Here is a 15,033-nt window from a genome sequence, read left to right as displayed (position 1 = left end):
AGTATCGGAGAATGGATAGTGGGGCGCTGGTGGGGCGGTGGGAGTTGACGGCGTGGACCGCCGGCGACGAGGCGGGAGCAGTGGTGCTGCCGTTCGGGGAGAATCCGCAGGGGTGTGTGATTTATACGGCGGGTGGGTGGATGAGTGGTCAGCTGGCTGCCGGCGAGCGACGGGAGTTGCCTACCGGGAACGCGCTCGGCGGTCCCGAAGCCGAACGGGCCGAGGCGTATTCGAGCTATGTGGCCTATTGCGGGGAGTATCGGGTGGAGGGGCGGACGGTCGTACATCTGTTGCGCATGAGCCTGTTCCCGAATTGGGTGGGAACCGAGCAGCGACGGTTCGTGGAGCTGTCGGGTGACCGTCTGGTGCTGAGTACACCGCCGACGCCCGTGGGGGACCGCACGCTCGTCAACCGCCTGTACTGGACCCGCGCCGAATAGCCCACCCGCTGTATGTATGGGCGTAGTTCGCACACCGAACGACGGTGTACTCCGCGGAACTCACGCTCGATGGACTCTGCGCCGAGCGCGCGGCGCGCGTCGTCGCCTCGCCTATCAGACCCGTTCTCGGATTACCAGCCCGATCACCGCGGCCATCAGGACGGCGATCCCGACCATCTCGAGCCGCATCCATACCGGCACGAATCCGGGAATGGACGCCTCCACGACATTGACCAGAAAGAGCGCGGACGCGATCAGCCCGACGGCGCGCAGCGCGCCGAGACTGCCACGCCGCGCGGCCCGCAGTCGCAGCGGTAACAGCACGGCGAACAGCGTCACGATGATGGCGTGCCCCCACGCCTCACCCGGAGCCTGCTCCGGCGCCACCGCGGACAACACCGCCAGCACGACAAGCGTCGCTACGACGACGGCCACATATCCCCGTACCACCCGATCGGCAGCAGCCAGATTCCGTGAATCCGATAACTTATTGACCACAGAGTCATTATTATTGACTGTATAGTCAACAGGCAAGCCCGGTTGTCGCGACGGCGATGCGCCCGGTCTGTCGCGTGGCTACAGCACCGGCCGGAAGCCACGGTTCCTCACCGGCCTGGCCGCAAAAAGTGAACCGAACCCTCCGCGACCCGAAAGAAACTCGACTGTGCGTCTGACCGACTATCTCGACAAAGGCACATCCCTGGGTGCGGATGCGCCGTGCCTGACCATGCACTCGCAAACCCTCAGCTACGGACAGGTCCAGCAACTGTCCTGGCGCATCGCGCGAGCGCTCGACCGCTCGGGGGTCCGGCCCGGTGATCGAGTCGCAATCCTGTCGGCCAACGACATTCACGCGTTCGCCGGCGTTTTCGGCATCGCCCGAGCGGGCGCGGTGTGGTGCCCGATCAACCCCCGCAACGAGGCCGCCGAAAACCGCGAACTGCTGGAGCTGTTCGGGTGCACCTGCCTGATCTTTCAGGCTGCGTTCGCGCCGCTGGTACACGAGATCGCGCCCCGGCTACCGGCATTGACCACACTGGTGTGCCTGGACGGAAACGTCACCGGGGCAACCTCATTCGACGAGTGGCTGCGCGACTGCGGCCCCAGTCCGTGGCAGGCCGAACCGATCGACGACATCGTCATGCTGGCAGGCACCGGCGGAACCACGGGCCGGCCGAAGGGCGTGCGCCTCTCCGGACACAATATCGAAACGATGACCGCGCTGACCCTTATGAGCTACCCGTTCGTCACACGCCCGCGCTACCTCGCGCTGGCCCCGCTCACCCATGCCGCGGGCGCGCTCTGCTTCCCGATCATGGCACTGGGCGGGGAAGTGGTCGTCATGCCCGCACCGGACCTCGGCGAGTTCCTGACCCTCCTCGAACGACACCGGATAACCCACGCCTTCCTGCCGCCGACACTCATCTACAAGCTGCTCGATCACCCGGCGCTCGGCACAACGGATTTCGGCTCGCTGCAATGCCTGTGGTACGGCGCCGCGCCCATGTCGACGGCCCGGCTCGAGCAAGCGCTGACACGCATCGGACCGGTCATGGGGCAATTGTTCGGGCAAACCGAGGCGCCCATGATGATTTCCACGCTGGCACCCGCGGAGCACTTCCGCGCCGACGGGGCGATCGCCACCGAACGCCTGGCCTCGGCGGGCCGGCCGACACCGCTGACCCAGGTCGCAATCATGGACGCCGACGGTCACCTCCTGCCCACCGGCGAACGCGGCGAAATCGTCATCCGCGGACCGCTGGTCATGGCCGGCTACCACGAGAACCCCCAGGCCACGGCCGAAGCGTCGCGGCACGGCTGGCACCACACCGGCGATATCGGCTACCTCGATGCCGACAACTATCTCTACGTCGTCGACCGCGCCAAGGATATGATCATCACCGGCGGATTCAACGTCTACTCCGCCGAGGTCGAGCAGGCGTTGCTGAACCACCCAGCCGTCCTGGACTGCGCTGTCGTCGGACTCCCCGACGACATCTGGGGCGAACGAGTCACTGCGGTCGTCCAATTCAACACCGGCCACACAGCCACCGCCGACGAACTTCGCGGCCATGTCAAAGCGCAACTCGGCGGGGTGAAAACCCCGAAACAGATTGAGATCTGGACCGACCTTCCACGCTCGAAAATCGGAAAGGTTCTCAAACTGGAAGTTCGCGCTCGACTCGGCGAGCAAGGTCAGCCTGTCATGGGGCCATAACTTGCCGTGAAGTGGCGAAGGAAGGTGTCGGGGCCGGTCGTTGCCATTCCCTTCGGGCTGACGCGGCGGCGGGCTTGTGCAGCGACGCGGTCGACGACGTAGTCGAGATGGCCGCGAGTGGAGACCCGGCGCGGTAACGCCAACCGGCACAGCTCCCCAGCGCCGCGAGGTCGTGGAAGTCCATCGCGGCGGCACCGGTGGCGTAGTCCGACGCGACCGATTCCGCGTGGGCGGAGTCCGCGGCCTGACGGTTCAGCCGGTCGAGCACCGCAGCCTTGTCGTGCAATTGCCAACCGAGCGCACCGATGGTAGCCGTCGCGGCCAGAACCGACGTGGCGACCGCGAGGGTCTTCACCGAGATCGAGGAATCCCGCCAACGCCTGCCGCGCCGTACAGCGAAACCTCGTCGGGGCGAACGCTTCTCGGCGGGCCGGTCGGTCTCTGCGAGCTTGCGGGCGTCGGCGGGCCGGTCGGCGTCGGTCGGCTTGTCGGACTCCGCGGCCGGTGTCCCGCCGTCGTCCGTGGTGTCGCCGGCCACGGTCGTACTGCTCGTCATAGCTGCATCCTTCGGTGTCGCGTCCTGGTCGAAAATCGTTGCTGCCGAGGCAAACCGAGTTCACCGCCCGGGAACCTGAACGTGGACGGTGAGGCTGTGGCCGGAATCGACTGCCGCCAACGCGTTGTCGAGGAACTTCTGCAGTTCCGCGAGCATCGGCGCCGCGCCGTTGTTGCCGGCGTCTTCGAATGGCGAGAAAGTACGGCCCCGGTTTCCCTGCTGTGTCCGGGCTCGGTACACACCCGGATCGGTGAAAACGCCGAGAAGGCACAGGCGAAGCTGCTGAGACGAGAGCCGGATGCCGCCGTGATGGCCCAGAACAGCGCGCTGCTGGCCACCGGCGCCGACCCCGACCGGGTCGGCGAGCAGGTCGTCGAGGCGTTGCAGACGGGGCAGTTCCTGATCATCACCCATCGTGAGTGGGAGCCGCTCGTCGTCTCGTGGAATCGCGAGGTCGAGCGCACCTTCGCCGAATGGGACGGCCGCTACGGCGCCGACGTGTCGGCGCAGATGCTGGTCGCGGGAGCGAACCCGGTCAGCTCATAGCTCGGCCGACGGACCCGGCGGGTTTCCGGCCCGGGAGGCCCGCTCGGGTGACAAAGGTGTGGGCCCCTTCCGGTTCTCTCACCGGGTTCCGGCGCTGAGGTCGGCAATGGCTCGGGAGGTGGTCGAGGGTGCTTCGCTGGGACGACAATGCCCGACACCTCAGGAGGCGCCGGGTTCAGGCGTCGGCCGTGGTCGTCGCGGCAGCGAGGTCGTCGATCGCGGCGATCAGGCGGCGTCGGCTGTCGGCGGCCACGGTCAGGAGCTCCTCGCCGCCGAGGGCGCGTGCCCAGATCGTCGGATCGGCGGCGGCCACGACCACGGCACCACACTGTTCGCGCACCACCACGGGATGCGGAACGAGCAGGTCGGCACGACCGTCGCCGGCCAGTTGCGCCGCGAGCAGATCGCGTCGGCAGATTTCGAGAATGATATGGGTAGCCCGGCGGTTAGTCCGTCCCTCGAATCGGCCGGTGTTCAGGTCCAATTCGGTGAGGATGGCGAAACCGTTGGAGCGCAACAGCTTTCGGATAATTCGTAGCGCGTCGGCGAAATCCACGGAAACCCGGGTGACCATTGCCGGCGCCGGCGCCACGGGCAGCCGGATTTCGGTGACGAGCTGACGAGAATCGCTCACCTCGTCGGGGCCGACGAGATAGACCTCGGTCGGCGGCCCGATGATTCGATACGCGTTGCGGTCCGCCCATTCGGCCAGGCTGTGATACGCCTCGCCGAGGTCCTGGTAGCTGCCACGGTGGCATACCCGCGCCACCGTCGTCTCCGGCGTCACGACCACCTCGGCTCCCGACCGCAGACTCAGCCCCGCAGCCGGCTCGATCGGGACCCGGAAGTCGACGGCCGTCCCGATCGACGACGGGCCGGTGTCGGTGTAGGTGATCGAGGCCGGGCCGCTCGCGGTCAGCCCCGCGCGGGCGACGGTCGCGAGCAATTCCCCGAGCCCGGCGGTGACGTCCTCCCCGGGCCGATCCGCCCGGATCGCGCGAGGAAGCCGGAGCAGGGCCTGCGGCGGCACGTCGCACACGTCCACCCGATACTCCATGTCGTCCTCCTTCTCGTGCCTGCCTCGACAATGGCCCGGTCCACCCGCCGCTGGGAGGGGCGAAGGACCCGTTGTGTGGGGACGAATGTGCCGGGTTCCCCCGGGCTTTCGCAGGCATGACCAACGAGGTGCGACGGTGACGACCTTCGGCCCTGGACCGCTGTCGGTTCCGGCCGGACGATCGAAGAATTCCGGTGTGAGGAGGCGGCGATGACCGGCGCGAAGGACGAGGCTTCTCGGCGAGCGATCATCGTTGCGGTCGACGGGTCCGCGACGGCGTTGCAAGCGGTCCGGTGGGCCGTGGCGGAAGCGGAACTGCGCCGGTGCGGTGTGCGCATTCTGCTCTCCTCGGCCTCCGCGCCTCGGACGGGCCTGAGCGCGATGGAGATCGTCGGTGGCCGGGAATGGCTGTACTGGAACGGTGCGCGGGTGCTGTCGGAGGCGGCGGCGATGGGCCGGCACGTCGCGAGCGTCGAGACGACCACCGAACTGGTCGGGGAGCCCGTCATCGAGACCCTGGTCCGGCGGTCGGCCGCAGTACCGATGATCGTCGTGGGCAGTCACGGTCGCGGCGCCGTCGGCCGGGCGCTGCTGGGTTCGGTCAGCTCCGCGGTCACCCGGCATGCCCGGTGCCCGGTGGCGGTCGTGCACCGCGAGAGCGTCGTCGGTGTGGGTGCGGATCGGCGCCCGGTGGTGGTGGGGGTCGATCCGGATTGCTTGGCGGTCGGCTGGGCGTTCGAGGAAGCGGCACTGCGCGGGGTCGGTCTGGAAGCGGTCCGGTCGTGCAGCGATGAGGTCGACGGCTTCGTTCTGGATGGGGAACTGCAACAGGTCCACGCCGAGCGAACGCGCACGCTGCGCCGGCAGCTGGAACCCTGGCATCGGAAGTATCCGGACGTGCCGCTCGAGATGGAGGTGGTGTTCGGTGGCCCGGCGCACGTCTTGCCGGATCGAGCCGACAGCGCCCAATTGGTGGTGATCGGCCGGCACGCCTGGTCCGGGCCGATGGCGTCGCAGATCCGGTCCACGCGCGCCGCGCTCCTGCACCGCACCCAGTGCCCGACCCTGGTGGTCCCGGAGCACACGGACGCGCGGTAGACCGGCGGTGACGGCGCCCGCGGTGCGACGAATTCAACTGTGTGACATCGCCGTTCGGAGCCGTTGATTCCGCCGCGGCGGACCCGCTCGGGAACGGCATCGGCCGCAGGTCCGGCCCGAATCGCCCGGCCGCGCCCAGCCCGAGACCGTCGGGTCGGGGACCGAGGTTCTCGCGGCGCCATCCCAGCGGTTGCCGCGGCCTCGCCCGGTTCCGTGAGGACCGGCGACCGTGCGGATGAGGACTTGTGCCCCTTGCCGGTCCGAGCCGGTGGGCGGACTCTGGTGGAGTGCAGCCTGACCGATCGGCGGGGCCGGTGATCGACGCGCGACGGTACGACGCGGTGGTATTCGATATGGACGGCGTCGTCACCGACACCGCCGCCGTTCATGCCGCCGCCTGGACGCAGGTGTTCGACGCATTCCTCGTCGCCCGGGAGCCGAAGCCAGGAGAGAACTGCGCGCCCTTCACCGCCGGCGACTACCAGGATTACGTCGACGGCAAACCGCGCTACGACGGGGTCGCGGATTTCCTTGCCTCGCGCGGGATTTCGCTGCCGTGGGGCAGGCCCTCGGATGTGTCGGCAGCGGGCACCGTGTGCGGTCTCGGCAACAGCAAGGACGAGGTGTTCCTCACTCGGATCGCCGAGTCGGGCGTGCCGGTGTTCGATACCACCGTGGCCCTGGTGCGCCGACTGCGCGCGGCCGGTGTGCGTGCCGCGGTCTTCTCCGCCAGCCGCAATGCCGCTCGGGTTCTCGACGCCGCAGGGCTGGGTGATCTGTTCGCGGTCCGGGTGGACGGTCGGGCGGCCGAAGAACTCGGTCTACCGGGTAAGCCGGATCCGGCCACACTGGTGCTGGCCGCGGCGCGGCTGGGGGCGGAGCCGGAGCGCACCGTGGTCGTCGAGGACGCGGAGGCCGGGGTGAGCGCCGGTCGGCGCGGCGGATTCGGGCTGGTGATCGGCATCGACCGGATGCGCGATCCGGATCGGTTGCTGCGCACCGGCGCCGACACCGTCGTGGCCGATGCCGGCGATATCCGGGTGCGCAGTGGTTTCCGCCGGTTGTCGGAGGTCGCCGATGCGCTGGCGTGCTGGCCGTCGATCGCCGACGCGGTGGAGGACGAGCGGGTTGCGGTGCTGATGGATTTCGACGGCACCATCTCCGAGATCGTTGCCGAGCCGGACGCGGCCGAGCCGATCGAGGGTGTTCGCGCCACCCTGGCCGCGCTCGCCGAGCGGTGTCCGGTCGCCGTCCTGAGCGGTCGCGGGCTCGCCGATCTGCGTGCGCGGGTGGGCGTCGAGGGTATCTGGTACGCGGGCAGCCACGGCTTCGAGCTGATGGGTCCCGACGGTGCCGAGTACATTCACGATGCCGGCCCGAAGGCGGAGCGGGCGCTGGTTCGCGCGTCCGCCGAACTCGCCGAGCGGCTGAGCCGGATTCCGGGAGTGCTGATCGAGCCGAAGCGTTTCGCCGTCGCCGTCCATCACCGCAAGGTCGCCGCGGACGAGGTCGCGGCCGTGGTGGCGGCGGTGCACGACATCGCCGGAGCACAAGGGCTGCGGGTGACCAGCGGGCGTAAGGTCACCGAGTTGCGGCCGGACGTGGACTGGGACAAGGGCCGCGCGCTGGAATGGGTGCTGGATCTGGTCGGCCGGCAGCTGCGCCCGATCTATCTCGGCGACGATCTGACCGATGAGGACGCCTTCGACGCCATCCGGATCGTCGGAGTTCCGGTAGTGGTTCGCCACAGTGATACCGGTGATCGGCCTACGGCGGCCCGCTTCGCGCTCGACAATCCGTGGCGTGCCGGTGACTTTCTGCGACGGCTGGCCGACATGTCGTCCGGCGCCGGCGGCTGGGCGCGGGGGCGGTCGTGGTTGCTCACCTACGACGGCTACGACCCGGACGCCGAGCGGCTGCGCGAGGCGCTGTGCGCGGTCGGCAACGGCTATCTCGTATCCCGCGCCGCCGCACCGGAATCGTGTGCCGGTGCCCACCATTACCCGGGAACCTATGTGGCCGGCGTGTACAACCGGCTCGGTGACGACATCGGCGGGCGGCACGTCGAGAACGAGAGTTTGGTGAACCTGCCGAACTGGCTACCGCTGACCTGGCGCATCGACGGGGACGACTGGTTCGATTGCGAGCGGGTCGAATTGCTCGACTACACACAGCAATTCGACCTGCGCGCAGCGGTGCTCACGCGACGGTTGCGCTATCGCGACAGCGCGGATCGGATCACCGCGGTGGTGCAGGAGCGATTCGCGTCGATGACCGCACCGCACGTGTGCGCGATGCGGACCACGGTGACGCCGGAGAACTGGAGCGGGCCGGTCACGATGCGCTCCGCGATCGACACCTCGGTGCGCAACAGCGGAGTCGACCGGTATCGCGAACTGTCGGGCACTCATTTGGCGGACCTGCGATCGCACACCCCCGACGCTCACACCGCCTGTGTGCTGATGCGGACCACGCAATCGCTGGTGACGGTGGCGGTCGCCATCCGCACCACCGTCGGGACCAGCCGGCAGGAGGCTGCCGGTTCCGCGCTCACCGACGGTCCGGCCGGGCACGATTACGTGGTGCGGGCCGAAGCGGGCCGCCCCGTTGTCGTCGACAAGACAGCGGCAGTGTTCACCGGGCGCGACCGCGCCATTTCCGCGCCCGACGAGGCCGCGCTGCGCCTGCTCGGTGAATCGCCCGGTTACGCGGAGCTGCGGGCCGCCCACGTGGATGCCTGGGAACACCTGTGGCGGCGCCTGCGCATCGACCTGGACGCCGACGAGAACTCCGCGCGGGCGCTGCGACTGCACGTGCTGCAGGTCGCGCAGACCCTGTCGGGCCATACATCCGATCTCGATGTCGGCGTGCCCGCGCGAGGTCTGCACGGCGAGGCCTACCGCGGGCACGTGTTCTGGGACGAGCTGTTCGTACTTCCCGTGGTCGGCCTGCGCGATCCAGCGCTGACGCGGGAGCTGTTGCGGTACCGCTACCGCCGTCTCCCGCAGGCCCGGGCGGCGGCCCGCGCCCGGGGCTGCCGTGGCGCCCTGTTCCCGTGGCAGTCCGGTAGCGACGGGCGCGAAGAAAGCCAGCGCGTACACCTCAATCCCCGTTCGGGACATTGGAATCCGGATCCCAGCGTGCGCGCCGAACACGCCGGGGCAGCGGTGGCCTACAACGTGTGGCAGTACTACCAGGTGACCGGTGACCGCGCCTTCCTCGCCGAATTCGGCGCCGAACTGCTCGTGGAGATCGCCCGATTCTGGTCGGATCGGGCCGGCTACGATCCCGCCGACGACCGCTTCCACATTCGCGGGGTGATCGGACCCGACGAATTTCATTCCGGCTATCCCGGCGCTCCCTACGACGGGATCGACGACAACGCCTACACCAACGTCATGGCGGTGTGGGTGATTCGGCGGGCGCTGGACGCGATGGAGCTGCTTGCGCCGCGGGTGCGTTCGGAATTGCTCGACCGCCTGGCGGTGCCCGCCGCCGAGCCCGAGCGATGGGCCGAGGTCGCCGATCGGATGTTCGTGCCGTTCCACGACGGCGTCATCAGCCAGTTCGCCGGATACCACCGGCTGGCGGAATTGGACTGGGATTCCTACCGGGCTCGCTACGGAGACATCAGCAGGCTGGACCGCATTCTCGAGGCCGAAGGCGATGACGTCAATCGGTATCGGGCCGCCAAACAGGCCGATGTCCTGATGTTGTTCTATCTGTTCTCCGCCGAGGAATTGGGTGCACTGCTCGGCGGCCTCGGATATGACTTCGGCGGTCCGGCGATCCCACGCACTGTCGATTACTACCTGGCCCGCACCTCGCACGGCTCGACACTGAGCGCCGTGGTGCATGCCTGGGTGCTGGCGCGGGCGAACCGGGATCGTGCCTGGGAATTCTTCGCCCACGTCCTGGCCTCCGATCTGGCCGATATTCAGGGTGGCACGACCGCCGAGGGCATTCATCTGGGCGCGATGGCAGGCAGTATCGATTTGGTTCAGCGCTGCTTCACCGGGCTGGAGACCCGCGACGACCGGTTGATCTTCGCGCCGTGCTGGCCGCGTGAGTTGGGCACGTTGACCTTCGCGATCATCTATCACGGGCATCGGTTGACCGTCCGCATCGATGCGGACTATATGGATATCAGCTCCGACACCGACGGCGCGCGGTCGATCACGGTGGAATGTCGCGGCCGCACGGCCGAGTTGGCGACCGGACACAGCGTCCGCCTTCCCGCGGCCGGTGGCTGAGCGGACAGGTTCGGATCAGGCTGCGGCGCGGGGGAATTCGGTGACCTGCCACCACTCGGCGCAGTCCGCGGAGGGGGCCGATGCCGCCACCGGCAAATCGCGCCGGCGCAGCCCCGGCAGTACCCGGTAGTCGATCGATCCGGGGACGCTGACCACCGCCAGAACCCGCCACAGTGCGCGGGCATAGGCCTCGGCCGATGCCGCCCCGTCCCATTCGTACAGTCCCCGATAGGCGCCGCGCTGGTCGTGCGCCAACCACAGCTTGGTGATCAGACCGGGGAATCCGGCGAGGAGCACGGTGTTGAGGATGCTTTCCCGGCGGAACCACGCGTGTCCCCGTCCGTGTACGCCACGTAGCTCGAATCGCACCAGCAACAAGCAGGGTTCGGGAGATGGAATCCGGTCGATCACCGTCTCCCGGTAGACGTAGGCCGAGGTCTGGTCGCCGAAACTCAACCACAGTCCCACGGTGTCCGACGGGCAGTGGATCCGGTGCCGGGCCAGCAGCGCGGCCGTCGTGACAGCGCAACGGGTGAGGGCGACGACGGTGGCGGCGACGGGCAGCGGCGCCGGTGTGCCGGCGGCGGTCACGGCGTCGACCCCGCGACCGGAACCGGTCGGACGACCGGATGTGCCTCGGCGCGTTCCTTGATGCCACGCAACATCTTCTGCTCCATCACGAGACTGCCCGGCTCCGAGAAGAAGGTGTCGAACAGCCGGAGCACCGCCGATGCTCCGGGAGTGGCGATCCGGTTGCGGCTGATCAGGCGTGTCCCTTCCGCGCAGGGGTACAGCCCGAACGCCCACACCCAGTGTCCGTCGTCGGTGCGGAAGACCAGCGCTCGGGCGGGCTCCAGCACGGCCACCCGGGCGGGTGTGTGCTCGGTGTTGATCGTCACCGCGTCGCCGACCGCGAGATCCTGGAAGTGCGGCAGGACCGTCCACGCGCTGTGCACGTTCACGCCCACCAGCCGGTCGATCCAGTCGTAGCTGTAGATTCCGCCCCGTTCGGGCCCGAACTGCACCAACCACGGCCACACCGCGGCGGGCGTGGCGGCAATCGTGATCGCCCGGGTGGAGAGCATGTCCGGCCGCGGCAGCAGATCGTCGCCCGGCATCCATCGCTGGATTTCCGCCGCGGTCGCGCCCCAGCCGAGGCACCATCGGCGGGCGAAGAGCCGGTAGCCGGTGGCGAGCCCGGCCACCAGCGACAGCCCGCCGAGCGCGGTGGCCCGGATCCGCCGGGCGGATCCTGCGGGATCAGTCATGGGCTCGCTGCTCCTGGATCGAACGCACCACCATGACAGGACATTTCGCATGCTGGACAAGAGCATTGGAGACCGACCCGAGAAGAAGACCGCGGAATCCGCCGCGGCCGTGGCTGCCGACGACGACGAGCTGTGCGGATTCGCTCCACCGCTGCAGATGCCCGGCCGGCTCGGACATGCTGATATGGCGCCGCACCGACACCTCCGGATACTTCTCCTGCCACCCGGCGAGCCGTTCGGCCAGGATCTCTTCCTCGTTCACCTCGATATCCGACATCGGGAACCAGGTGTACGGGTCGCCGACGAAGGAGCCGAAGGTCAGATCGCTCCAGGCGTGGACGGCCACCAGTTGGGCGCCGCGCTCGGCAGCCTCTTCGAATGCCGCCGCCACCGCCGCTTCACTGAGCGGGCTACCGTCCACGCCGACGACCACCGGGCCGCCCGGACGCGGCCTCGCCTGCTCATCGGATTCGGTCCGCACCACGACAACCGGCCCGTCGGCACGGCTGGTCACCGACAGCAGAATCGAACCGAGATGTGCGGCGAAACCACCGCTTCCGTGCGCGCCCAGCACCACCAGGTATCCGGTCGCGCTGTGGCGCAACAGCATCCGGGCCGGATGTTCGCCCGAGACCTCGGTGCCGACCTGAACCTCGGGCACGGCCTCGCGGACGGCGATCAGCTCGCGGGCCACGAGTGCGTCGCCGTGGGCTCGCAGGCGGTCCAGCACTGCCGGCTCCGCGAGGTCGTAGTTGTTGAAGACGCGTCCGGCGCTCGCGAGGTCCGTGCCGTAGGCGATATGCAATTCGCGGCCGCGGTCGCGGGCGATCTCGGCCGCCCACAGCAGCGCCGTGCGGGCACCGGCGGATCCGTCGATGCCGACCACTATCGGGGCGGATGCCAGGTGGCGCGTGTCGCCCGCGGGTGCAGAGCTCATCGGTTCTGTCCTTTCACATCGGACTATTCGGACGCGGACGCGTCACGAATCGAGCCCCTCGGATTCGATATGCAGTCCCAGCCCGGCGGCTCGCCGGTCACGAGTGGTTCCTGCCATGCAACGACCTTCCCCGGCCCCCGACAGCGACCACCAGGGCCTTTGGTCCCGTGCTACCACCGCGTCGGTCCACGGGTGCTCGTTCCGACGACGACGGTCCGAAGTCCAGGCGTGCCGGTGACTTTCGGCCGTGCCCCCCGGCGGTGCGGCGGGCAATGCTGATGGTGATACCGCACCGGTCGAAAGGGGTGAGCGGTATGAGCGCATACAGCGGGCGCAGTGCGATCGTCACCGGGGGCGCGCGGGGAATCGGCGCCGCGGTGGCGGCCGAACTCGCGAAGGAGGGCCTCGGGGTGGTGGTCGCCGATCTGCTCGAACGTGACGGCACCGCCACCGCGGAACGGTTGGGCCCCAACGTGATCTTCCGTCCCCTCGACGTCGCCGACGACAATGCCTGGCAGCGGGTGATCGACGACGCCGAAGCAACGCTGGGGCCGCTGGCAGTACTGATCAACAATGCCGGAATTCTGGAACTCGGCGCCGTGGACGCCGAGCCGCCGACGATCTTCCGTCACGTGCTGGACGTGAACCTCTACGGCGCCTGGCTCGGTATGCATCTGGCGGGCCCGCGGATGCAGCAAGCGGGCGGTGGCGTGGTGGTCAATGTCTCCTCGACGGCAGGCTTGATCGGTTACGCCGGTCTGGGCGCTTATGCGGCCAGTAAATGGGGGCTGCGTGGCCTGACCAAAGTCGCCGCTCTCGAATGGGGGCCTGCGAACATTCGAGTCTGCTCGGTACATCCCGGGCCCATCCGCACCCCGATGACGGCTGCGATGGACGAATCGGTTACCGCCGCACAGCCTTTGGCGAGGTTCGGGGAGCCCGAGGAGGTCGCCGCCATGGTGCGCTTCATCGTCACCGAGGCGACGTTCTCCACCGGCTCGGAGTTCGTGGTGGACGGCGGCGCCACCGCCGGCCAGGTGTTGAACCTGCCGGTCGCGGAGAAGGGCTGATGATCATGGCGAGGCATCCGGACTACGAGACACTCGTGGCGGCGGTCGAGCTGGCAGTGCGCGCACCGTCGGTGCACAACAGCCAACCGTGGCTGTGGCGCATCGGCGACGACACCGTACAGCTGTACGCCGATACCGCTCGTCAACTACGGCAAACGGATCCGGATCAGCGCGATCTGGTCGTCAGTTGCGGTGCGGCACTGCATCATCTGCGGGTAGCTGCCGCGGGGCTGGGATGGGCCACTGTGGTCCATCGGTTGCCGAATCCGGCGGTGCCCGACCATCTGGCCGCGGTGGAGTTCCGGCCGGAGCCGGCGACCGCCGAGGCGGTCGGGCTGTCCCGCGCTATCGCGTCACGCCACAGCGATCGCCGTCGCTACACCTCATGGGAGGTGCCGGACATGCATATCGAGACGTTGACCGCCGCCGCTGCGGCCAACGGTGTGCTGGTGCGCGATGTGGTGGCCGACGACGAGCGCGTGCAGCTGCTGCGCGCCTTCGAGCGAGCGGCCGCCGTACACAACGCCGATACCGCCTACCGGGCCGAACTGGCGCAGTGGAGCGGCCATCACGCCACGCCGGACGGGGTTCCGGCACGCAGCGCGGTCGCGGCGACCGGCGTGATGTCGCGGCCCTTCGCCGACCCGGGGCTGCCGGAAGCGGTCATGCGCGACATCGCCGAGGCGGACCATATGCTCGTGCTCTACACCGCCGGTGACGATCGGGTGAGCCGGCTACGGGCGGGGGAGGCGACGAGCGCAATCCTGTTGGCGGCCACCATCTTCGGACTGGCCACCTGCCCGCTCAGCGAGCCGCTGGAGGTGCCCGAGGTGCGCGCGCACCTGCGCACGGACCTGCTCGGCGACAGCGGATACCCGCAGATGATCATCCGGGTCGGCTGGGCCGCCGCCGGTTCCTCCTTGCCGCCTACGCCGCGCCGGGCACTCGACGACGTCGTGGCCCGGTTATGAGGAGATGATCGAGATGAGGCGATGTCCGTCGCTGTGGCTGCGGGTATGGCGTCTGGGTCCGTGGGCGACCAACCGGCTGATGCGCCCCGGTGATCGGGTCGAGTCCACGATCCGGATCCTGGCGGTCGTCGTGGTTCTCGCCGCCGTGCCGATCTGCGCTGCGATAGGAACCGCCCGATACACCGACGCCGCAGTGGAACTCCGGACGGAGAATGCGGGGAAGACCCCTGTCACTGCCACGATCGTCACAGTGCCGGTTCGCACCACGACAGTGTCGATGGAGACGTCGGCCGATCGCTACGAGGCGACCGCTCGCTGGATCCACGACGATCGGCCCGGACAGGTGACCACGACGGTGTCCGAGTCCGCGCACCTCGGGCAGCAGCTCACCGTGTGGTTGGCCCCCGACGGCCGCCCGACCTCCGCGCCGCTTCCCGCCGACACCGCCGCGGTGCGCGGAATCGGCCTCGGACTGGCCACCTTCGTCGAGATCTGCTTTGCCGCCGCGGCAGCGGTGTGGCTGACGTGGTGGGCGTTCGGGGTCCGCCGGCGCGCCGCCTGGGCCCGGGAATGGCGAATGATCGCCCGCCCCATCGGAACTCCGTGAAAACCGACCAAC

At 68.8% G+C, this 15,033-nt stretch carries 14 protein-coding genes; 8 read left to right on the top strand and 6 right to left on the bottom strand.

Annotated elements, in window-relative coordinates:
• The coding region (locus ON37_RS27085) for a lipocalin-like domain-containing protein (protein WP_157171608.1) at positions 1-440 on the top strand (440 nt) is incomplete at its 5' end.
• 114 nt (positions 441-554) lie between these two features.
• Here ON37_RS27085 and ON37_RS27080 read toward each other — a convergent pair.
• Positions 555-938, bottom strand: coding sequence for a hypothetical protein (locus ON37_RS27080; RefSeq protein WP_157171607.1), 384 nt, complete (start codon positions 936-938; stop codon positions 555-557).
• 166 nt (positions 939-1,104) lie between these two features.
• Between ON37_RS27080 and ON37_RS27075 the strand changes: the two genes are divergently transcribed.
• Complete coding sequence (locus tag ON37_RS27075; protein WP_040723436.1) at positions 1,105-2,658, top strand: AMP-binding protein; 1,554 nt, start codon at positions 1,105-1,107, stop codon at positions 2,656-2,658.
• Here ON37_RS27075 and ON37_RS31240 read toward each other — a convergent pair.
• Positions 2,645-3,214, bottom strand: coding sequence for a hypothetical protein (locus ON37_RS31240; RefSeq protein WP_051032132.1), 570 nt, complete (start codon positions 3,212-3,214; stop codon positions 2,645-2,647). The genes ON37_RS27075 and ON37_RS31240 overlap by 14 nt on opposite strands.
• A gap of 81 nt (positions 3,215-3,295) precedes the next feature.
• Here ON37_RS31240 and ON37_RS27065 point away from each other — a divergent pair, with 81 nt between their 5' ends.
• The gene (locus tag ON37_RS27065) at positions 3,296-3,760 is read left to right on the top strand and encodes a hypothetical protein (RefSeq protein ID WP_051032126.1); all 465 of its coding nucleotides are present in this window, start codon (positions 3,296-3,298) and stop codon (positions 3,758-3,760) included.
• A 175-nt stretch (positions 3,761-3,935) separates the two neighbouring features.
• Here the strand turns inward: ON37_RS27065 and ON37_RS31235 are convergent, their stop codons facing one another.
• Positions 3,936-4,817, bottom strand: coding sequence for a DUF302 domain-containing protein (locus tag ON37_RS31235; RefSeq protein WP_051032122.1), 882 nt, complete (start codon positions 4,815-4,817; stop codon positions 3,936-3,938).
• Positions 4,818-5,027: 210 nt separating this feature from the next.
• Between ON37_RS31235 and ON37_RS27055 the strand changes: the two genes are divergently transcribed.
• Both ON37_RS27055 and otsB read left to right on the top strand, forming a co-directional pair.
• Complete coding sequence (locus ON37_RS27055; protein WP_040723430.1) at positions 5,028-5,915, top strand: universal stress protein; 888 nt, start codon at positions 5,028-5,030, stop codon at positions 5,913-5,915.
• Between the two features lie 287 nt (positions 5,916-6,202).
• Positions 6,203-10,168 (top strand): trehalose-phosphatase, encoded by a 3,966-nt coding sequence (gene otsB / locus ON37_RS27050; protein WP_040723424.1) that lies wholly within the window; start codon positions 6,203-6,205, stop codon positions 10,166-10,168.
• A gap of 15 nt (positions 10,169-10,183) precedes the next feature.
• Here otsB and ON37_RS27045 read toward each other — a convergent pair whose 3' ends face one another.
• The 3 genes from ON37_RS27045 to ON37_RS27035 are packed head-to-tail and all read right to left on the bottom strand — an operon-like array spanning position 10,184 to position 12,373.
• A complete protein-coding gene (locus ON37_RS27045; RefSeq protein WP_051032115.1) occupies positions 10,184-10,759 on the bottom strand; it encodes a hypothetical protein in 576 nt (191 codons plus the stop codon).
• On the bottom strand, positions 10,756-11,436 hold the full coding sequence (locus ON37_RS27040) for a hypothetical protein (RefSeq protein WP_051032113.1): 681 nt from the start codon (positions 11,434-11,436) through the stop codon (positions 10,756-10,758). The genes ON37_RS27045 and ON37_RS27040 overlap by 4 nt, the downstream gene beginning before the upstream one ends.
• Positions 11,429-12,373 carry a universal stress protein gene (locus ON37_RS27035; protein WP_040723417.1) on the bottom strand — a complete coding sequence of 315 codons (945 nt, stop codon included), beginning with the start codon at positions 12,371-12,373 and terminating at the stop codon, positions 11,429-11,431. Before ON37_RS27035 ends, ON37_RS27040 begins: the two co-directional genes overlap by 8 nt.
• A 314-nt stretch (positions 12,374-12,687) precedes the next feature.
• On the opposite strand from ON37_RS27035, the gene ON37_RS27030 reads away from it, so the two are divergent.
• From ON37_RS27030 to ON37_RS31230, 3 genes are read left to right on the top strand one after another with little or no spacing between them, the layout of a single operon-like run.
• The gene (locus ON37_RS27030) at positions 12,688-13,443 is read left to right on the top strand and encodes an SDR family NAD(P)-dependent oxidoreductase (RefSeq protein ID WP_040723460.1); all 756 of its coding nucleotides are present in this window, start codon (positions 12,688-12,690) and stop codon (positions 13,441-13,443) included.
• Positions 13,443-14,414, top strand: a complete 972-nt coding sequence (locus tag ON37_RS27025; RefSeq protein ID WP_210742705.1) for an Acg family FMN-binding oxidoreductase — start codon at positions 13,443-13,445, stop codon at positions 14,412-14,414. The genes ON37_RS27030 and ON37_RS27025 overlap by 1 nt, the downstream gene beginning before the upstream one ends.
• A 13-nt stretch (positions 14,415-14,427) precedes the next feature.
• Positions 14,428-15,021 carry an Rv1733c family protein gene (locus ON37_RS31230; protein WP_157171606.1) on the top strand — a complete coding sequence of 198 codons (594 nt, stop codon included), beginning with the start codon at positions 14,428-14,430 and terminating at the stop codon, positions 15,019-15,021.
• Positions 15,022-15,033 lie beyond the last annotated feature (12 nt).

Origin of the sequence: Nocardia veterana NBRC 100344 (assembly GCF_000308855.1) — a bacterium.
GTDB lineage: Bacteria > Actinomycetota > Actinomycetes > Mycobacteriales > Mycobacteriaceae > Nocardia > Nocardia veterana.
Note: the sequence above shows the minus strand (reverse complement) of the source record. Positions and strands in the feature narration are given on the sequence as shown.